This window comes from Bacillus thuringiensis (genome assembly GCF_022095615.2).
In the GTDB taxonomy this organism is placed as follows: Bacteria; Bacillota; Bacilli; order Bacillales; family Bacillaceae_G; genus Bacillus_A; species Bacillus_A cereus_AG.
In genome coordinates this window covers 1,951,347-1,970,320 of sequence record NZ_CP155559.1, presented here as the reverse complement: position 1 = coordinate 1,970,320, position 18,974 = coordinate 1,951,347, and the positions used below count along the sequence as shown (strand labels likewise).

The following is an 18,974-nucleotide window of genomic DNA, read 5'->3' as shown; positions in this document are numbered from 1 at the left end:
GTGAGGGGTTATGAAATGAATATTGAACAAAAGAAATCTTTAACAGTAAACGAAATTCAGCACATGAAAAATTTAGCTCATATATGCGGACAACACGATCAAATTGATTATTCGTCAGATTTACATGTAAACTTTTTAACTACTCGTAACAAAGAAGAGATAAATGATTTTCTATTTTATGACGATACTCAATTAATCGGTGCATTAAGTATGTATGACTTTGAAAGACCAACAAAATTGGAGTTAATGGGGTTTGTTCATCCAAACTATAGGAAACAACATATAGGCACGACTCTTTTACAAACCGCAATGAAAGAAATACGAATAAGAGCGGCAGATGAAGCGCTTATTATTATGAATGGGGATTCTACTTCTGGGAAAGAATTTGCAAAACATATGGAGTTACCCTATTTATATAGTGAATATAGTATGGAGTTCAAAGCAAAAGAAGTTCAAAAAACAGCACAGAATACTATACACCTTACTCTTGCATCTTCAGAATCATTTCTTGATCTTATTGAAATTTCCAGTAAAGCTTTTGGAGATTCAGTAGAAAATACCACTACATGGTTACAAAAGATGATGAATTCATCTTCTCATCAAGTTTATAGTGCTCGTATCGAGGAAAAAGTGATAGGAACGATTACAGTTTCTGAGCAAGAGCAATCTACTACTCTATCAGGATTCGCAGTTCATCCTTCTTATCAAGGTAAAGGATACGGCCAAGATATTCTTAGGTACATGGTACACACCCTTATTACAGAAGGAGTTTCAACAATTGAATTAGACGTTGAAACAAAAAATAACAATGCTTTAAAACTATATACACAATGTGGTTTTGAAATTAAAACGAAGCATGACTATTATAATGTAATGAATTTCGAGGTGAATACATATGTGTAAAAAACCAATTTATTCTAATTATGATATTTTTGCAGACATTTATAATAAACATTGGGGACATTTTGCTGAACACTCCTATCCAGCCTATCATAAACTCGTTTTACAAGATGCACTTCCCCACTCTCGTATATTAGACCTTTGCTGCGGTACTGGTCATCTTACTAGGAAACTACTTGATCATAATTTTGTAGTAACTGGTATAGACGGTTCTGCTCAAATGATTGAACATGCACTTCACAATGCACCAGATGCGTCCTTTATCGTCGACGATGCACGTTTTTTCAAAGTAGATGAGCCTTTCCACTATGTCATCTCAGCCGGTGATAGTTTAAATCATATACTGCAATTAGATGAGCTAAAAGATACTTTTCAACATGTTTATTTAGCATTATATGATGGAGGTACATTTGCATTTGATATGAATATGGAGAAAAGTTTTCTTGAAAATTGGATTGCTTCGTTTCATATTTCAGCGGAAGAATATGTATGTACGATTGATTCTACATATGATAACGAAAATAAAAAAGCAGAAATGAACTTTATACTATTTCAACATGATATAGATAATAATTGGACAAGAAGTGACTTTTCTTTTGAAGAAGCTTGTTATTCCAATGAAGAAATAATTTCTTCGTTGAAATCTGTAGGTTTTAAGAACATTCAATTACACGGTACAAATAGAGCTTTTTTCATTTGTCAAAAATAAAAAAACTGAATCATAACGATTCAGTTTTTTCTTAATATATTTACGACAGCAGTCGTTTCATTATTTTCTTTATAAACACGTGGAATTCTTCTGTCTAACATACATGTAACTTCATAGTTAATGGTACCTAACATATCCGCTATTTCTTCTACTGCGATGTTCTCTTCACCTTGTTTACCGTAGAATACTACTTCGTCTCCAACTTGTACTGGCATCGCTTTTGAAACGTCTAACATGAGCTGATCCATACAAACACGGCCAATAACAGGTACTCGAACTCCGTTTATTAATGCATGCCCTTTATTAGATAACTGACGATTATAGCCATCAGCATAGCCAATTGGTACAGTTGCAATCCATTCTTCACCAGTCGTTACATACGTATTCCCATAACTTACACCGCGATTCTTCTTCGCATGTTTAATATGAGCTATTTTTGATTTTAATGACAACGCAGGCTGTAAAGAAACAACCGAATGATCTACCTCTTTTGAAGGATACATTCCATAAATCCCAATACCTACACGGACCATATTTTGAAATGTATTGCTGAGTTCCATTGACCCGGCACTATTTGAACTATGAATATATGGAATATGAATTCCTAATTCTTTTGCTGCATTGACAGCTTTTTCAAATAAACTTGTTTGCATATTCGTATATGATTTATCAATTTCATCTGCCGTAGAGTAATGCGTAAATATTCCTACTATCTCTACATACTCCATACGGTTTAATTTTTCTAAAAATGGTTTAACCTCTTCTTCTTGTAAACCGATACGACTCATTCCTGTATCAATTTTCACCTGAATTTGCGCTTTCTTTTGAAGACCGTTTGCGATTTCATTTATACCTTGTAAATCTTCACTTCTATAAACAGTCATCATAACGTCATATTGAATTGCTTCTTCCGCAGCTGCTACTGATGTATAACCTAAAATTAAAATCGGCACGTTAATTCCTGCTTCTCTTAACTCTATCGCTTCATCTACAAATGCAACTGCAAGCTGATTTATTCCTGCTTCAATAGCAGCTTTCGCAACTTCAACTGCCCCGTGGCCATACCCATTTGCTTTTACAGCAGCCATCATTGCAATATTTTCATCATTCACACGCTTTTTAAATTCTTTTACATTATGTTTTACTGCATTTAAGTTAACTTCAACAATTGTATCTCTTCCATATTTCAAACTCATTGGTCTAACTCCTAACTCAATAATTGCATTCCATTCTATTTCATGTTTCATATGACCTTTTACAATATAATACTTTTCAATATGCTAGTCAAACTACTAGAATTTTCGGAATTTTGAGTATGATATAATACCCTTAAGAAACTATTATATACGTAGAAGAGGCGAATTACAATGTTTGTACAATCTGCCTTACATCAACTAAAAATTGCTGTTGACACTTCTATTCAAATGCTTAACCAATATAATGAAGATAGTTTAAAAATACAACCAATTCACTCGAAGCGATCAGTATTTGAAATGTGTGCACATCTTTCTCTTATTTGCCATGCGGATTTACTCATTTTAAATGGTAGTACGGAAAAAGAGTTACGTACCTTTTATTTAGAACATACACCAGAAACAATTGCGTACATGCAACAAACAATGCTTGAAGGGTTCAACCTTCTCTCTAAAACATTTCTTTCCTATTCCCAAGAAGAATTAGCAGAAGTTATGACTGCCTATTGGGGTGTTTCTTATTCTCGATTTGAATGGTTACTTGAAATTGTTGCACACTTTTATCATCATCGTGGACAAATTCATATTTTACTGTGCGAGCATATGAAAGATCCTCGCATTCCTTTATTTGAGTGATTTTCCACTCATTCATTATCCAATCTACATATCATCAAATACACGTTCATTACTAATAAATAGAGAAGCAATAAATCCAATAAAAAATAACATTCCTAATAAAATAAATGTTTGAGTATAACTTCCTATTTTCATAAGATAAATAGAAACGAAGGGGCCTATACTAGTACCTAAAAATAAAATAAAGGTATAGATAGAAACTGCTATTCCCCTTGCTTTCCCTCCCAATTGGCCGACAAGAGCAACTAAAGACGGAACGGATATAGCAATACCTATTACAAAACAAACACTCATTATGACAAGAAGAGGCAGATACGAAACAAAGCCCATTGCACTTAGACTAAAAATAGCGACCAACAATCCACCTTGAAGAACTTTCCTTACTTCGAACCTCTTTGTTAAACGACCCGCAATCGGTGACATCATCATACCAAATAGCCCCGCTAAGCGAAAATAAAGGATTTGTTCTGCAGTTAAATTGTAAGTAGAAGAGCTCAAATAATTCCCTAAAACAGTATACATATTAACAAAAGCCATCAATAAAACAAACGCAATCATATAGCTCAATACTAAGCTTTTATGTGTAAAGACTTTACCCATCTGTTTAATCGGTCCCAAAATATCAGTATAGGATTGAGATATTCCCCCTTTCGGAAGAGAAAAATGAACCCATACAGCAGTAATCATATAGACAACGCTAAGAAGAAAGAACACCATATGCCATCCAAAATGTTGACTAACAACCGTACTTATTACCTGACCTACAATTCCAGCTACTAAAAAACCGGTACTAACAAATCCTATTGTTGTAACCTTTTTTTCTACTGGAAACATTTCTACAACGTAAGCTAACGCTACCGGAGAAAATGTAGCTGCTGCAATACCCTGTAAGCCCCTAAAAATAACAAGCCACAATATACTATCCACAAACCCTAAGGAAAACGAAATAATCGACAGAGCAAGTAATCCAATGAAGATCACTTTTTTTCGCCCATATTTATCAGAGATTGCTCCAAATAACAAACAACCTATAGCAAAGCCAACAGAAAATATACTGCCTGTAGCTGCAGATTGTGCTAGTGAAACATTAAAAAATTCTGAAAATAGTGCAATTAAAGGGATTGTTACATATAAGCTAGACATAACTACCATACCCGACCAACATAATACAACGGTCATTATTGTGTAATTCTTTTCACTATTTATTTCCTTTCCTATTTCCATCATAATATCTCTCCCTTATTACAATTTTTACCAATTTAAAACCTCTAAAGTACGCAAGAAGGTATTTCTTTAACTGCTACTTATTTTAATTACATCGTAAAAAATATGACTACACCAAAAGTTAGTTAAACATATAATAAGGCAAGCTAACTATATTCCCAAATAAATAAGTTGATCCTCATAATCAACTTATTTACCTACCTTCTCCTAATTTCACCTGCATATTTACTTGCATTTTATTTAATAGCTTCTCTAAAATTTGACGCTCTTCTTGATTAAAGTCGTCAACTAACGAAGCGCAAGATAACCAAAAAGTTGGTAAAGAGTGCGTAACTAGCTCTTTTCCTTTCGGAGTAATTTTCACTTTTAATCTTCTTCGATCCTCAGAATGATGGAATCTTACGATTAACTCTCGTTTTTCCATCCAATCTAATAAGCCAGTGACAGAAGCACGTGTTATCCCTAATCGACTCGCAATATCCGAAGGACTCATGTTCACTTCTTCCCCATTTGATTCCATTTCACGCAAAATAAACAACAGTAAAAAATCTAATTTACTTTCCGATATACCAAGCGGAGCTAAATCTACATCAACCGCATCAAGAACATTATCAGATGTCCATAACATTAACAAACCAAGTTTTGCTGCGATTGGATCCGTATCCGCTGATGCCGTCTTATTTATTAGCTCTGCATACGGCCCAATCCCTAAAGGAAGCGAATCATTTTTTGAATTCATTCATCTTCACCCTCCTTTCCCTTTAATTAATTAGCTTACCTAACTACTTTTTATTATACTCACATTTTTCCTTTTATTGCAAGAATATTGTTTGACAAAAAAATCCTGCAATTCAAACAGGATCTTTCAAACTGACTAGCTATTATTTTTAAATTATCCGAAACTCCTTTAAAGCAAAAGAAATACCACCTTCACTTGATTTCTTTGTAACGAAATCCGCTCTTGTTTTTAACTCTTCTCCGCCATTCCCCATCGCAATTCCTAATCCTACATATCGCAACATCTCAATATCGTTTCCACCATCACCAAAAGCAATTGCTTCTGATTTACAAATGTTTAAGTGATCCAATACTTTTTGAATTGCGGTGAGCTTCGATACTTTATTATCTTCCAATACATTTATGACATAACCATGAAAACGGTCGAATGTAAGCATTGGGTATTTTTCAATAAATTTTTGAGATTCTATTTCATCCGCATACAGACATAAACAATAGATCTCTTCAGACAAATCCTTGCTTTTTTCAGGGTACTCTCCTAAATTTAACGTCTCGCTAAGCGCTTGCATTACACGCTCATTATCTGAGGCTATTCCGTTCATTGTAAAACCCTCAGTAAAATAAGAAACGCCGTGACCATGTAATTCAGCAAACTCTGAGATATCATGAACGATTTCACTTGAAAGAACCGATTTATGTATAACTGTTTCTCCACACTTGATATGCGCACCATTTGCAGAAATAATTGTATGTATGCCCAGCTCTTTAAATTGCGAGCATAAGCTATATGGTCTCCCTGTTGTAACAACTACATGAATCCCTTTATCTATTAATCTTTGTATCGCTTCTTTTGTACTTTCGTGCATACTTCTATCAATCTCGCTTAAAAGAGTACCGTCGACATCAAAAAACACTACTTTGTACATAGGTCTTTACATCCCGTCTAAATGATTCGTATCATTAATGAAATGTACCGTTTTTTGTTCCCCATCAATTTCAATTAAACTTATTCCGGTATCTCCCATTTTAAAATAATAATCCATTGAAATTGGCATTTTGAAAAACGCACGTAATAGACTATTTATTACACCACCGTGTGCAACGATTGCAATTCGGTCATATGTATTCTCTGTCACGATTTTAGAAAAAATCCCTTCTATTCTCATTCTAAATTCAATAAATGATTCCCCGTTTTCAAAACGATCATGAAGAAACTTTGGCTCTGGATATTTCTTTGCTTCTTCAAAAGATAAACCTGCTTGCACTCCGTTATTAAACTCCATTAATTCCTCTTCTAGTTGAATTGGGCATCCAATTCCTTCAGCTAACGTTTCACCAGTTTCACGAGCACGCTTTAATGTACTTGCCCAAATGAAATCTGGCGGAAAATCTGCTTTCACTTTCTGTACAAGCCTTTGCACTTGTCGTCTTCCTTTTTCTGTTAATTCAAAGTCAGCTCGTCCTTCATGTACGTTTAAGATATCAGCTTCTGATTCTCCGTGGCGTATTAGTAGTATTTGCACGTATATTCCCCCTTATCTCCTTAAAACTAAGGTTAAATTTTAACATATTATTAAAATTTTTCAAAACAATAAAAACAATCCTATTCATATAAGAATGAAAAATGTAATCTATAAATTAAAACAATGCTAAAAAATAAAAAGAGAAATGGCATCCCATTTCTCTTTTTCACTCTTATTGTTCTTTTGGTGTATCTGAAGAAGGTAATCTCTTCGCCTGTTTTTCTTTAAAGATTTCTCCAATTGCCCCGAGAGTACCAAGTGTTTCAATTGCATTAGACGGAATAAAGACTTTATTTGCTGGTCCTTTCGCAACCTCAATCAATGATTCAAATGATTTATAAGCAAGTACGCGTTCATCTAAATCTGCTGCACGAAGTAATTCAATTCGATTTTGTTCTGCTTTTGCAATTTCCTCAATCGCTCTTGCTTCCCCTTGCGCTTCTAGTTCCTTTGCTTCTTTTATACCTTCAGCTTCTCGAATACGTGCTTCTTTATCCCCTTCAGCCATTAAGATTTTACTTTGCTTTTCCCCTTCAGCACGAAGGACTTTATCTTGTTTTGCAGCTTCAGCTTCTAAAATGATCGCACGTTTATTACGTTCTGCTTTCATTTGTTTTTCCATTGATGCTTGCACATCTTTTGGCGGATTAATATCAACAACTTCAACACGTTCAATACGAACGCCCCATTTTTCTGTTGCTTCATCAAGTGCTAAGCGAATTTCTGTTGAAATTTTTTCACGACCAGATAACGTTTCATCCAGTTCCATTTTACCGATGATTTGACGCATCGTTGCAGAAGTAATGTTACGAACACCATATTCATAGTTCGAAATACCATATGTCGCAAGTTCTGGTTCCACAATTTGATAGAAAATAATTGTATCAATTTCTACTTGTACATTATCTTTCGTAATTACCTTCTGCGGTGGTACATTCGTTTGCTGAATACGTAAGTCGTGATATACGCGAACGCGGTCTACAATTGGGATTAAAATATTTAATCCTGGCTCCATAATACGCTGGAACTTACCAAATCTTTCAACAACTCCAACTTTTTGCTGTGGAATAATTTTAATTGTTAATGCGATAAATGTCACAACAATTAGTGCTAAAATAATGGTTAATGTCAATCCTACTACCATATTTATTCACTCTCCTTTTTTACTTGTAATATAGTACTATTTCTCTTTATAACAATAACTTTTTCTCCAGCATCAATTGGATTATCCGCAATAGCTGTCCAAGTATCTCCATCCACCTTCACAATGCCATTCGCTTCATTTGTAATCGCTTGCATAATGATCCCTTTTTTACCGACTAGCATATCTACTGTATCAGTAAAACCTTTTGCTTCTCGAAAGTTTTTTGAAATTCTTTTCGTAAAGAACGTCAATGTTAAACTTACAATCGCACCAACAACAACTTGTAACAGTAGTGCTTCAGGAGCAAATAAAGCAATAAGACCTCCGACAACAGCTCCAATTCCAAGCCAAAGCATGTAAAACGTAATCGACAACATTTCTGCGATAAATAAAATACCAGCTATTATAAACCAAATTACCCAAGCAGCCATATGCAACCCTCACTTTCTTTCTCATTTTCTATATGTATATGAAGAAAAGAATGGTTTATCCGCCCTTTCTAATACGTGGGCACTTACTACAAGCTATTGTACATATTCACTGTTATAATGAGTATTTTAAAAATACTATATTAATATATTCTTCATTATACATGAAAATCCCTTTCAAAAAGCGACAAAAAATGAAATTCTTTCGAAAATTTAATTTTCATTTTATAATTATTTTAACTACTAAAATATTATTTTAGGAAGGTGGTGTACTTGTTGCAAAGTCGTTCATTAAATTACTATTTAGGAGCGAAAATATGCATTACTCTCGCTGATATCGTATACATCATGATTATTACAACTCATATGTATATCACAACGAAATCAGCTACATTAACTGCTCTTTTTCCATTAGTACAAGTCATAACTAATCTTATAGCAAATACATCTGCACCACTTATAATGAATCGTTTTTCATCTTATTCATTACTTTTCACACTACAATGGACAAAAACTGCTCTATTATTTTTATTAATGATATTATTCCCATCCCTGTCCACAAACATTGTAGCACTATTCATTTTCATTTTTTTCATTTCATTATGTAGCGGTTGGAGCGCGCCATTATTATACGGTATCCTTCCTCGCCTTACACGAAAAGAACAATTAGTAAAAGTAAATAGTATTTTTTCTTTTTCCACACAAATTGCGCAAGCCGCTGCTTATTCATTTACAAGTGTTATAGTTCTTCTTATCGGTGCTACTTCTACACTCATGATGAATAACATTTTGATGATTTTTGGATGTTTTGCACTATACCTTGCATTACGTTCCATACATACTGAACGAGTAATAGAGCCTTCTTCTTCAAAAGGTGCTGCTTTATTGGAAGGTTGGAAACTCTTATTTCAGAACCCTTCTCTCCGCACTGTTACATGTATGGACTTAATTGAAACTTTCGCAGGGACAATATGGATCGGCGCTATTACAATGGCTTATGTAACAACTATCCTTCATAAAGGAGAAGAATGGTGGGGATACATTAACACAAGTTATTATGTAGGGACGTTAATTGGCGGGATATTAGCGTGGAAAATGAGTACATACATTCAAAATAATTTAATACGCTCCATGGCAATAGGCTCTCTTACGTTTAGTATTCTTACATTTTTATATGGTATGACAAGTAGCGGGTTTATTGCGCTTTTTCTATGCGTTCTAATGGGGCCATGTTATCAAATTAGAGATATTTCTCAAACAACAGTGTTACAATCTAGTGTTCCCCCTACTTTATTATCAAAAATGTATACAGCTCATGGTGCACTCCTCTCGACAGCTTCTGGTCTTTCTATGCTTAGCGTTGGAATTATTACCGACCTGTTCGGTGTTCGTACGATTTATATTCTCGCTTCTATCCTTATATTGTGCTCTGCTTGTTTATCATTTAACTTATTTAAATATGATAAGACAGAGCAAAAAGATATTTCACTTTAATTAACAAAACAAATAGGACAGAAATTCCTGTCCTATTTGTTTATTCTTTTTATGACAAATTGGGAATTTTTCTATGCTTTGTCGCTTGTTCAAAAGCGTATGCTAGTTTAATCAAGGTCCCCTCAGAAAAAGCAGTACTTGCAAGAGTAATTCCAAACGGTCTCCCGTTATCCATATATCCTGCTGGTATCGCTATAGATGGATAACCTGCCTTCGCACATATAGTGGAGCCGATATAGGAAGGGAATAGAATCGCATCAAGATTATATTTTTTCAGTGTGAAGTCAATGCCTTGTTCTTGCGAAAAATATATATCTTCTAATCTTGCATTTAAATATTCAGGATTTCTTAACGTATTAGGAAAACCTTTTCTTCCTTCTAACTTAGTTTGCCCATATTTCAAAGCTCTTTCTGCTATGTTCTCGTTAAACTCCATTAACTCCGAAATAGAGTGCACTGGAATCGTAGAAGGTAATTTAGAAAGATAGTTATCTAAACTATGCTTTAGTTCATAAAGCGGTACTCCCCAGCTCCATTCTCTATGAAAAGACGGAATATCAATATTTTCTACTACTGTCGCTCCCTCACTACGCAATACTTCAATTGTTTCCTGAAGCAATTTTTCATCATACTCACCAGATTCATAATAATCTTTTGGCGCATTACTATATACACCAATCTTTGCTCCATGTAAGCCATTAACATCAAGATATTTTGTATAATCATGTTCTGCTATACCTTCACTTTTATAAGTAGCTACATCTTTCTCGTCTAACCCAGTTAAACTCCCGAGTAAAATAGAAGCATCTGTTACTGTTCTAGCAAATGGACCCGCTGTATCTTGTGAATACGTAAACGGAATAATGCCTCTACGACTAATTAGACCAACAGTCGGTTTAATACCGACTACAGAGTTTTGAACAGCTGGACTTAAAATAGAAGCATCCGTTTCTGTCCCAACAGATACTACTGTAAAATTAGCAGCAACTGCTATCGCAGATCCTGTACTTGAGCCACCAACAAACATATCATCCTCACCTGTACTGTAAGGGTTTATTGTTTGCCCACCTCTTGCACTATATCCAGCCCACATGTCAAATGACATTGCATTTGCTAATTCTGTCATATTTGTTTTCCCTATTATCACTGCTCCTGCTTCTCTCAGTTTCGTAACAAGAAATGCATCCTCACTACTAATATTTTGTTCTAGAGCAATCGTACCTGCACTTGTATGCATGGAATCATTCGTTTCAATATTGTCCTTAAGTAACACAGGTATACCATGTAATGGACCTCTTATACCTTTTATCTTTCTTTCATAATCTAATGCTTCTGCAATAAAGATAGCATCTGGATTGACTTCTAGAATAGAATTAATTTTTGGTCCATCTTGATCATATTTTGCGATTCTATGGAAGTAATACATAACTAATTCTTTTGAAGTTAATTGCCCAGCTTCCATCGCCGCTTGTATATCATGAATATTTAATTCTTTTTGTAATCGTGCATTAAACTGAATCTCCACCTTCATTCTCCTTCTTTAAAAGTTTTTATTGCTAACATGTATCTATTACTTTTTCATTTTCTCCGCTCCTCACATATACGACTACAATCCCTTTCAAAGAATTCAACTTACCAATGTAAAAACCTTTTATTTCCTGAAAAATAAAAAAAATCTGAAACGAATGGGTTTTCGCTTCAGACTCTTTTTATTACTTTACATATACCTCATCTAACAAATGTAAAAACTCACCCTGTTTCCCGGCTAATTCAGGGCATTTTGCAATATCAATCCATTCGTAGCAAAACACTAAGCCCTGATCTTCCTCACCGGCACTTACAATATGTTCCCAATCATCTTTTACATCTGTTAGTAACGTTACATGGAAGAAATGACGCTTTTGATATTCTTTTTTGTCTTTCACAAGTATGATGTAATCGGATAGGAATCTTTCTATGCATAAATGGCGTAATCCGGATTCTTCTTGTACTTCACGTAAAAGTGCTGCTTCTAACGTTTCCCCTTCGTCAACTGTTCCCCCTGGTATTTGTATACCAGCTTCAGGTATATCACGATGTTTAAAAACGAGCAGTTGCATAACTCCTTCTTTTTCTCTTGTTACATATGCGTGTACTTTTTTCTTATATAACACCGTCATAATCCTTCTCTCCCCTCAATTGTTCACTCTGTTACTTCTTCAAGTGTCAGTTGATTTTCATATAAATATGTAGCTTGTGGATTCCCCACATACCTCACATGCCATGGTTCATATCGATAACCCGTAAGCGATTCTTTCTCTTTCGTATATCGAATGACAAAACCAAATTTATGAGCATTTTCAGAAAGCCACTGCCCTTCTTTCGTTTCGCCAAAAATTGTCTCTAATTGAAACTTAGCAGATTGCGATGTAATATCCATAGCAAGCCCCGTTTGGTGTTCACTCGTACCAGGAACTGCACTCGACATTGCTGTTTTTGCTTCTCCATCTTGTTTTTTATACATCGTATTTAATGCTTTTTGTCGATCAAAAGATCTAAATCCAGAGACTGCAAATAAAAAAATACGCCCCTTATCAGCTTGTTGGAACATTTCCTCCAGCGCCCCAGCTGCCTCTTTCCTCATTTTTTTCTTTTCTTGATCACCTTCACTTGAGTAACGTACTTTCGGAACAACTAAATCTGGCGGTCTATACCCATCTGGTAAACGCCTACTTTTATTCACAAGCACAAGCATCGAATTTGGATTACTAATTACCGCAATATCTCCATCCATATTCGCAATCGTTTCTTTCGCTTTCGGAAATATGTTATTTACATTTACCTCGCGCGCCTGCTTATCCTTATACATTTTATAATTGATTCCCGCTACTCCAACAATGAGTATCATCGCTACGATACCAAGTAGTATCCATCTTTTTTTCATATAACGACCTCTTATTTTAATAATTTGGCCATTTCATACTCATCGATGTTCTCTCCATCGATAATAAGAGCAGCTCTTTTGACACCTTCTTTCTCAAATCCAGCTTTTTTATATAGTGCCTGAGCTCTTGTATTGTGGGCCATTACCGTTAATTCTAAACGCCATACATCATGTAATTTTGCCCACTTCTCAACCTCTTTAAACAATCTCGTCCCAATACCTCGCCCGCTATATTCTTGCAGAATACCAATTACAATACCTGCTACATGCCTTTTTCTTTGAATATGATTTCCATTCACTAAAATAAACCCTACTATTCTCTCTTCTTCCACTGCTACAAATATTATTGCATATTCATTTTCTATAAAGCGATGAATCATTTGTTCTTGTTGCTCGACTGTAAATTTTCTTTCTCCTGGTTCATATAACATAAATTTCGTTTCTTCATCTAGTTGCTTACTTAATTGCAAAAATGGTGCTGCATCTTCTATTTTGATCTCCCTAATCACTTCAATCACCCTACCAGTTTCATAATAAAAAGTTTTCCTTGTAAAAAGATTTTCTCTACTTTTCCGAAAATCCCTTTGTAAATCTCCCAGTATAATTTGACAAATTTCAACATTACTATAACAACGACAAATTATGTCTATTCTGTGACGCCTCATCATTACAAAAAAAACGCAAGCATTACACTCACGTTTTTTCAGACTCTCCCACTAATTTATGTTTCACTTTATCCATTCACCTTTTCCGCCTGCCAGAAATATTCACCAAACGCTTTAGCAAGTACATCAATCGATCGATTTAGTTCTTCCTCTGTATTATCTACGCCACCAACTTCAATTAATATCGCTTGTCCTGATAAGTCTTGATTGTAGACACCATTTCCTGTTTGGAATCCTTTTTGAATGACACCACGACTAACGCCTGGATACTTCTTACTAATCGTCTCATGTAAAGCTGTTGCTAATTGTAAGTTTTTTTCATAGTTTTTGTTGCCTTTCCCTACTACAAACGCAAGCTTCGCATATGATTTATCACCAATTTCTTTTGTCGTGACATCTTTCCGAGCACTATCACGATGTAAATCAAAAAAGTATTGTAGTTCTTTATTGCCGGCCATTGCTTCTTGCACAATTTCCCGTGACATTTTGTAAGAACTATTACTATTTAACCCTTTACTAATCAACTTTTGACCGACATCAGTCTTATCGTTAGTAGCTCCGATCCCTTCACTTTCTAATTGTTCACGAAATCGGTCGCCGACTATTGAAATATTCGTGACGGAACTTGTCGCTTTATTCGGATTTGGATCGTTTGCTAAATTTAGTAACGGCAAATAAGATTCCCAACTATGCGAATGATAAATAAACGCAACTTGTCTTTTCCCTGTCGTTTGAGCCGGTTGCTTTTTCTCTTTGTTCGTATCCGGCTTTGGAGCCTGTCCACCTTCTCCAGTCCGTTCTTTCACTACTTCTTCAAGTGGGACGCTCGACTCTATCGGTAAGTTAGAATAATTTGTCCCTTCACCCGCAATAACAATTTCTGTATCGTACTTACCAAAACCAGGTAGCTCTTTGCCGACAAAACTGCGTACATCGTTAAAACGAATATTCGTAGCCATAGAAAAAAGAAACGAAGAAATTGAAAAATCTTGATTTAAATTTCGATATTCCTGTGTAAAATAATGATTCTCTTTCCCAAGAACATACATGTAACCATTCATCGATAACTCATTTAACCAATTATATAAATACGTTGACTTTGTCTCTTTCATAGAAGTTACCATCATACTAATAAGAACAAAAGTCGCTAGTACTGTAGCAATAATAAATAAAACTAACTTACGTACACTCGTGAACTTCACATAAAAAAAGCCTCGATTCATACTATCACCCTCTCTATTTCAAGTTATGTACAAGCTCTAGAGAATAGACCGTATAAATTCCGGCTATATTGTTAATGAGGTGAAATGAATTGAAGCTACTAATAGGAACATTACCCATTGTACTATCATTTATTTTTTATTGGCTTGCTAAGTATCCTACAATACGTGTTACTTTACATATTTCAGCGTACTTAGCACTTTATGTACTCGGTACAATTATTTCTATTCATATATATGATGTTTTAATACAAAATTTAGTTTTCATGACAAGCATTCATGGAATTTTATTAAATCCATTTTTTCTTATCTCAGGAGCGTATATAGGGATATACACTTTATACTTACTTTTGTCTTACATGATTACAAATATAAAAAATGGAGCGTAATAATATGCAACCACCGTTCATCTGTCATACATGTAAAAAAAGAATTGCGCGAAAGAAAGATCTTATTACTGCCACATGGTACTTCCGCTTTTATGTATTTCACAGTGATTGTTTTAAACGCCAACAAGTGTTCATCTCACGATTTATCCCTGTGAATACACTTTTTAATTTCTTTCTTATTATATATGGACTTATTTTTGGCAGCATTCTTATGGTTACAGAACCATCTATCATATGGCTGATTTTCTTATTTCCCATTTTATATCGGTTTCTTTCCTATTATTATGTTGAACGTTTTTTCTCTACATAACGTGTAGACTGTCCTCTAGGAATACTTAAACATTCCCACTCATTTTCTTTTAACATCTTCCCAATGTAAATAATCTGTCCAATATGCAAAGCATAATGAGCAATTTGTCTTTCAATTGCTTGCATGACAGTATGTGCTTCACCGCGAATATATACCGTCTGTAATAAATGTTCCGGCGTTATCACATGCATCGTTTTAAAAACATATTCCCATCCTTCATTCCATGCTGCGAGAACATCTTCCTTAGAATGATACCCACCTTCAAATTCAGCATCTCGGTTACGATCTATTTTTTCACCATCAGACGTTAAAAAGTCCGTCCATCTAGAACGCATATTACCATGCAGATGCTTTATAATAACCGCTATACTATTTGTTTCTTCATGAGAAGACCATTCAATCTGTTCATATGATAATTGTGAAAGCACCCGTTCTCCTTGCTTCTTTGTTGCTTCAAAATTTGAAACGGCACATTGTAGATATTCTCGTCCCATATCCATATTAGCCCCTGCCTTTACACTAACTAATTTTCGTTCCATTTGGTAATTCCATATTAGGCTGAAGTAATACGACATCACCAGCCTCAGGTACTCCTCCTAAAACAAGCACTTCTGATTTAAATCCAGCTACACGTTTTGGCGGAAAATTTACAACAGCAACGATTTGCTGACCGATTAAATCTTCCGGGGTATATCTCTTCGTAATTTGAGCACTCGACTGCTTAATTCCAAGCTCTCCAAAATCAATTTCTAGTTTAATTGCTGGAACTCTAGCTTTTTTAAATTCCTCTGCATGTGTTACAGTTCCAATTCTTACATCCAAAGTTAAAAAATCTTCAAAATTAGCCATTTTATCATTCCTCCCATTTATTACTTAGACAAGATACAAAAATCCCCTTTAAAAAAAGAAAGGTGCCTAAGCACCTTTCTTTTGTAGTTCACTTGATTCATTTGATTTATAGAAGAAGAAACCGAGAATCCCGCCAATACATGATGGGATTAACCATCCTATTCCTTCTTTATATAATGGTAACATTTGTAATACGTTAGAAATCGCGTCAATTTTAATTTCCGCACTTTCTAAACCGTTAAAGAAACTAATTAATAATGCGCCTAAAATCGCTCCAATATAAATGGTATTACGCTTCCCAATCCATTTATGGAAGTAAGAAAGTACGATTAATACGATTGCGACTGGATAAATGATCATTAGCACTGGTAAAGTAACTGCGATTAATTGTGTTAAACCTAAGTTAGATACAATTAGACTAAACACACATACCATTGTTACGATCGTTTTATGCGAAAGTTTTGGGAATAAGTTTGTAAAAAAGCCCGCACAAGCAGATGTTAATCCAACAGAAGTTGTTAAACAAGCGAGTATAATAACAAGCCCTAATAAAATTTTACCACTTGTTCCATATAACTCATTTACAACATTCGTTAAAATAAGTCCACCATTCTCTGATACCCCAAGCGATGTACTTGTTGAACCAAGATAAGCAAGTGATAAATAGATTAACGTTAAACCAAATACAGCAATAATACCTGATACTACTGTTGTTTTTGCAATTTGACTACTCTCATTTATCCCTTTAGAGCGGATAACTTGTACAACGACAATTCCAAATACGAGAGCACTAATTGCATCCATCGTTAAATATCCTTGTATAAATCCACCAAAGAAAGCATTTTCTTGATATGCCGCTAGGGGCGCAGCTGGTTCTCCAATTGGATCAATAATTGCCTTTCCGACAATAACAGCAACAATCAATACTAACAATGGTGTAAGAAATTTTCCGAACCAATCCACTAATTTAGATGGATTTAATGATAGATACCACGTTATTCCGAAGAAAACTATTGTGAATAGAAATAGCATGTACCATTCTGAAACCAATGCCTCTGATAGAAATGGCTTCATACCCATTTCAAATGAAACGGCTCCCGTACGCGGAATCGCGAAAAATGGTCCAATCGCTAAATAACTAATCAATGGGAAAATAAACGCAAATATAGGGTGAACTCTAGAAGATAGCGCTTTCAAGTCCCCCTCTACAAACGCGACAGCTGTTACAGCTAATAGGGGTAATCCGACTCCCGTTACAAGGAATCCAATTGTAGCAACCCAAACATTCTCTCCAGCTTGTTGCCCTAAAACAGGTGGGAAAATTAAATTTCCTGCTCCTAAAAATAGTGCAAATAACATTAAACCAATTGCTACCGTATCACCTGGCTTTAAACGTCCCTTCATACTTTTCATTTGCATAGCACTTTTTCATTGTTTATCTCTATTTTCACAATATGCTATGCATCCTCCTCTCTGCTCAAGATGATAAAATATGCCCCTTACAAAGCAGTGTCTTTCTCCATAATTTCTCCATTCCCCTTATTCTTACTCTAACTATTAATTTTTGATTTTTTTGAATTTTCAACTCATTAGAGTGGTATTGCGTGGAGTATAGTTGTCAGACCTCTTTGTTTTTATCACACATATAGTAACATATTTGGTTGAAAAATAAAAACATATTTTCAAATTGATTTTTTTGAAAATCAAAATTATCTACATTTTTTATTCTTTTACACAAATATTGTTACAATCTCTTCTTTTATCCTATCGTTATTTTCAAATAATTTTATACGCGTAACATAGCAAAAGCCATCCAACATAATTAGATGGCTTTTGTATGTTATTCTATCGTTTCAACTTCACGTGGATTTTTCATCTCTTCCACATACACAACTCTAAATCCGTGATCTTCTAAATCTTTCAATAAAGTCTCTAATTCACCGTCATTAAACTCTTCTCCTAATGTAAACATAATTCTACGAACTAATAAGGCATCATTATCAAAAGTCATTAAACTTTGGATACCTGTATATTTTTTTAATACTGTCGATAATTTTTGAATGGCCCCATTATAATCTTGTGTTCCAATCATGACAGAATATTTACTAGAATGAACCCCCCAAGCATCTTCTAATAACTCAAAAACTTTTTTATGCGTTAAAATTCCAAGGAAGACTCCTTTTTCATCAACCACTGATAAATAAGGTAATTTTTTAATTGTAAAAAATACTTTAAAGAACGAAGAATCTTCTCTGACATATCCTTCTTTATCGTTTAATAATTGTAATACACTCTCTTCCAGCGAACCTTTATATTCTAAAATATCTACTTTATATATATTCCCTAAATGTTTCTCTTTTTTTTCATCTAAAACTGGTACACAACGATAGCCAGTTTTATTTAAATGCTCCAGCGCTTCCCCTATTGTAATTGAACTTGAGCAAAATAAAACTTCCCTTTTCGGCACATAATTCCCTTTAATCCTCATAAACAGCCTCCTTATGTTAAAATACTTTCTGTGCCATAACTATATTATATTTTCAGAAAAAAATAAATAATTTATTTTATTTTTCTGAAAATTGTTCATTTTCTTGTCATAATTTATTCACGTTTCATTCACCTATGTCCC

General features: G+C 34.5%; 22 protein-coding genes. 6 read left to right on the top strand and 16 right to left on the bottom strand.

The window, feature by feature from the left end:
* Nucleotides 1-15 precede the first annotated feature (15 nt).
* Nucleotides 16-903 (top strand): GNAT family N-acetyltransferase, encoded by an 888-nt coding sequence (locus KZZ19_RS10165; RefSeq protein ID WP_237980981.1) that lies wholly within the window; start codon nt 16-18, stop codon nt 901-903.
* Nucleotides 896-1,609 (top strand): class I SAM-dependent methyltransferase, encoded by a 714-nt coding sequence (locus KZZ19_RS10160; protein ID WP_237980980.1) that lies wholly within the window; start codon nt 896-898, stop codon nt 1,607-1,609. The genes KZZ19_RS10165 and KZZ19_RS10160 overlap by 8 nt, the downstream gene beginning before the upstream one ends.
* A gap of 20 nt (nt 1,610-1,629) precedes the next feature.
* Here KZZ19_RS10160 and alr read toward each other — a convergent pair whose 3' ends face one another.
* The gene (gene alr, locus KZZ19_RS10155; RefSeq protein WP_237980979.1) at nt 1,630-2,805 is read right to left on the bottom strand and encodes an alanine racemase; all 1,176 of its coding nucleotides are present in this window, start codon (nt 2,803-2,805) and stop codon (nt 1,630-1,632) included.
* 171 nt (nt 2,806-2,976) lie between these two features.
* Here alr and KZZ19_RS10150 point away from each other — a divergent pair, with 171 nt between their 5' ends.
* Nucleotides 2,977-3,438, top strand: a complete 462-nt coding sequence (locus KZZ19_RS10150) for a DinB family protein (protein WP_237980978.1) — start codon at nt 2,977-2,979, stop codon at nt 3,436-3,438.
* Nucleotides 3,439-3,462: 24 nt separating this feature from the next.
* Here the strand turns inward: KZZ19_RS10150 and KZZ19_RS10145 are convergent, their stop codons facing one another.
* The 6 genes from KZZ19_RS10145 to KZZ19_RS10120 form a co-directional block, all read right to left on the bottom strand.
* Nucleotides 3,463-4,662 carry an MFS transporter gene (locus KZZ19_RS10145; RefSeq protein ID WP_237980977.1) on the bottom strand — a complete coding sequence of 400 codons (1,200 nt, stop codon included), beginning with the start codon at nt 4,660-4,662 and terminating at the stop codon, nt 3,463-3,465.
* 193 nt (nt 4,663-4,855) lie between these two features.
* A complete protein-coding gene (locus KZZ19_RS10140) occupies nt 4,856-5,401 on the bottom strand; it encodes a MarR family winged helix-turn-helix transcriptional regulator (protein ID WP_237980976.1) in 546 nt (181 codons plus the stop codon).
* Between the two features lie 148 nt (nt 5,402-5,549).
* Entirely contained in the window at nt 5,550-6,326 is a 777-nt protein-coding gene (locus KZZ19_RS10135) for a Cof-type HAD-IIB family hydrolase (protein ID WP_237980975.1), read from the bottom strand.
* A 6-nt stretch (nt 6,327-6,332) separates the two neighbouring features.
* Entirely contained in the window at nt 6,333-6,923 is a 591-nt protein-coding gene (locus tag KZZ19_RS10130; RefSeq protein WP_237980974.1) for a histidine phosphatase family protein, read from the bottom strand.
* A 172-nt stretch (nt 6,924-7,095) separates the two neighbouring features.
* On the bottom strand, nt 7,096-8,067 hold the full coding sequence (locus KZZ19_RS10125) for an SPFH domain-containing protein (RefSeq protein WP_237980973.1): 972 nt from the start codon (nt 8,065-8,067) through the stop codon (nt 7,096-7,098).
* A gap of 2 nt (nt 8,068-8,069) precedes the next feature.
* Nucleotides 8,070-8,498, bottom strand: a complete 429-nt coding sequence (locus KZZ19_RS10120; RefSeq protein WP_237980972.1) for an NfeD family protein — start codon at nt 8,496-8,498, stop codon at nt 8,070-8,072.
* A 273-nt stretch (nt 8,499-8,771) separates the two neighbouring features.
* Here KZZ19_RS10120 and KZZ19_RS10115 point away from each other — a divergent pair, with 273 nt between their 5' ends.
* Nucleotides 8,772-9,989 carry an MFS transporter gene (locus KZZ19_RS10115; RefSeq protein ID WP_237980971.1) on the top strand — a complete coding sequence of 406 codons (1,218 nt, stop codon included), beginning with the start codon at nt 8,772-8,774 and terminating at the stop codon, nt 9,987-9,989.
* A 49-nt stretch (nt 9,990-10,038) separates the two neighbouring features.
* Here the strand turns inward: KZZ19_RS10115 and KZZ19_RS10110 are convergent, their stop codons facing one another.
* From KZZ19_RS10110 to spoIIP, 5 genes are all read right to left on the bottom strand, one after another.
* Complete coding sequence (locus KZZ19_RS10110; protein WP_237980970.1) at nt 10,039-11,514, bottom strand: amidase family protein; 1,476 nt, start codon at nt 11,512-11,514, stop codon at nt 10,039-10,041.
* Between the two features lie 187 nt (nt 11,515-11,701).
* Nucleotides 11,702-12,148 (bottom strand): NUDIX hydrolase, encoded by a 447-nt coding sequence (locus KZZ19_RS10105; protein WP_237980969.1) that lies wholly within the window; start codon nt 12,146-12,148, stop codon nt 11,702-11,704.
* A gap of 23 nt (nt 12,149-12,171) precedes the next feature.
* Complete coding sequence (locus KZZ19_RS10100) at nt 12,172-12,912, bottom strand: M15 family metallopeptidase (protein ID WP_237980968.1); 741 nt, start codon at nt 12,910-12,912, stop codon at nt 12,172-12,174.
* Between the two features lie 11 nt (nt 12,913-12,923).
* Entirely contained in the window at nt 12,924-13,421 is a 498-nt protein-coding gene (locus KZZ19_RS10095; protein WP_237980967.1) for a GNAT family N-acetyltransferase, read from the bottom strand.
* A 224-nt stretch (nt 13,422-13,645) separates the two neighbouring features.
* The gene (gene spoIIP / locus KZZ19_RS10090; RefSeq protein ID WP_237980966.1) at nt 13,646-14,800 is read right to left on the bottom strand and encodes a stage II sporulation protein SpoIIP; all 1,155 of its coding nucleotides are present in this window, start codon (nt 14,798-14,800) and stop codon (nt 13,646-13,648) included.
* An 89-nt stretch (nt 14,801-14,889) separates the two neighbouring features.
* On the opposite strand from spoIIP, the gene KZZ19_RS10085 reads away from it, so the two are divergent.
* Together KZZ19_RS10085 and KZZ19_RS10080 are read left to right on the top strand one after the other, a co-directional pair.
* Nucleotides 14,890-15,186, top strand: a complete 297-nt coding sequence (locus tag KZZ19_RS10085) for a hypothetical protein (protein ID WP_237980965.1) — start codon at nt 14,890-14,892, stop codon at nt 15,184-15,186.
* 4 nt (nt 15,187-15,190) lie between these two features.
* Complete coding sequence (locus tag KZZ19_RS10080; protein ID WP_140392430.1) at nt 15,191-15,496, top strand: permease; 306 nt, start codon at nt 15,191-15,193, stop codon at nt 15,494-15,496.
* On the opposite strand, the gene KZZ19_RS10075 is transcribed toward KZZ19_RS10080, so the two are convergent.
* From KZZ19_RS10075 to cbpA, 4 genes are all read right to left on the bottom strand, one after another.
* Nucleotides 15,469-15,996 carry a DUF1572 domain-containing protein gene (locus tag KZZ19_RS10075; RefSeq protein ID WP_237981138.1) on the bottom strand — a complete coding sequence of 176 codons (528 nt, stop codon included), beginning with the start codon at nt 15,994-15,996 and terminating at the stop codon, nt 15,469-15,471. The two genes, KZZ19_RS10080 and KZZ19_RS10075, sit on opposite strands and share 28 nt — an antisense overlap.
* 19 nt (nt 15,997-16,015) lie before the next feature.
* Nucleotides 16,016-16,345 (bottom strand): chaperone CsaA, encoded by a 330-nt coding sequence (csaA, locus tag KZZ19_RS10070; RefSeq protein WP_088096153.1) that lies wholly within the window; start codon nt 16,343-16,345, stop codon nt 16,016-16,018.
* Nucleotides 16,346-16,411: 66 nt separating this feature from the next.
* Nucleotides 16,412-17,749 (bottom strand): branched-chain amino acid transport system II carrier protein BrnQ4, encoded by a 1,338-nt coding sequence (brnQ4, locus tag KZZ19_RS10065; protein ID WP_432442727.1) that lies wholly within the window; start codon nt 17,747-17,749, stop codon nt 16,412-16,414.
* A gap of 436 nt (nt 17,750-18,185) precedes the next feature.
* Nucleotides 18,186-18,833 carry a cyclic di-AMP binding protein CbpA gene (cbpA, locus tag KZZ19_RS10060; RefSeq protein WP_237980963.1) on the bottom strand — a complete coding sequence of 216 codons (648 nt, stop codon included), beginning with the start codon at nt 18,831-18,833 and terminating at the stop codon, nt 18,186-18,188.
* Between the last annotated feature and the right edge of the window lie 141 nt (nt 18,834-18,974).

What these genes read in the sequence shown, in the direction of transcription:
- KZZ19_RS10165 (WP_237980981.1), top strand. Translation starts at nt 16, where the DNA reads ATGAATATTGAACAAAAGAAATCTTTAACAGTAAACGAAATTCAGCAC.
- KZZ19_RS10160 (WP_237980980.1), top strand. Translation starts at nt 896, where the DNA reads ATGTGTAAAAAACCAATTTATTCTAATTATGATATTTTTGCAGACATT.
- alr (WP_237980979.1), bottom strand. Translation starts at nt 2,805, where the DNA reads ATGAGTTTGAAATATGGAAGAGATACAATTGTTGAAGTTAACTTAAAT.
- KZZ19_RS10150 (WP_237980978.1), top strand. Translation starts at nt 2,977, where the DNA reads ATGTTTGTACAATCTGCCTTACATCAACTAAAAATTGCTGTTGACACT.
- KZZ19_RS10145 (WP_237980977.1), bottom strand. Translation starts at nt 4,662, where the DNA reads ATGGAAATAGGAAAGGAAATAAATAGTGAAAAGAATTACACAATAATG.
- KZZ19_RS10140 (WP_237980976.1), bottom strand. Translation starts at nt 5,401, where the DNA reads ATGAATTCAAAAAATGATTCGCTTCCTTTAGGGATTGGGCCGTATGCA.
- KZZ19_RS10135 (WP_237980975.1), bottom strand. Translation starts at nt 6,326, where the DNA reads ATGTACAAAGTAGTGTTTTTTGATGTCGACGGTACTCTTTTAAGCGAG.
- KZZ19_RS10125 (WP_237980973.1), bottom strand. Translation starts at nt 8,067, where the DNA reads ATGGTAGTAGGATTGACATTAACCATTATTTTAGCACTAATTGTTGTG.
- KZZ19_RS10120 (WP_237980972.1), bottom strand. Translation starts at nt 8,498, where the DNA reads ATGGCTGCTTGGGTAATTTGGTTTATAATAGCTGGTATTTTATTTATC.
- KZZ19_RS10105 (WP_237980969.1), bottom strand. Translation starts at nt 12,148, where the DNA reads ATGACGGTGTTATATAAGAAAAAAGTACACGCATATGTAACAAGAGAA.
- KZZ19_RS10100 (WP_237980968.1), bottom strand. Translation starts at nt 12,912, where the DNA reads ATGAAAAAAAGATGGATACTACTTGGTATCGTAGCGATGATACTCATT.
- spoIIP (WP_237980966.1), bottom strand. Translation starts at nt 14,800, where the DNA reads ATGAATCGAGGCTTTTTTTATGTGAAGTTCACGAGTGTACGTAAGTTA.
- KZZ19_RS10080 (WP_140392430.1), top strand. Translation starts at nt 15,191, where the DNA reads ATGCAACCACCGTTCATCTGTCATACATGTAAAAAAAGAATTGCGCGA.
- KZZ19_RS10075 (WP_237981138.1), bottom strand. Translation starts at nt 15,996, where the DNA reads ATGGATATGGGACGAGAATATCTACAATGTGCCGTTTCAAATTTTGAA.
- csaA (WP_088096153.1), bottom strand. Translation starts at nt 16,345, where the DNA reads ATGGCTAATTTTGAAGATTTTTTAACTTTGGATGTAAGAATTGGAACT.
- brnQ4 (WP_432442727.1), bottom strand. Translation starts at nt 17,749, where the DNA reads ATGAAGGGACGTTTAAAGCCAGGTGATACGGTAGCAATTGGTTTAATG.
- cbpA (WP_237980963.1), bottom strand. Translation starts at nt 18,833, where the DNA reads ATGAGGATTAAAGGGAATTATGTGCCGAAAAGGGAAGTTTTATTTTGC.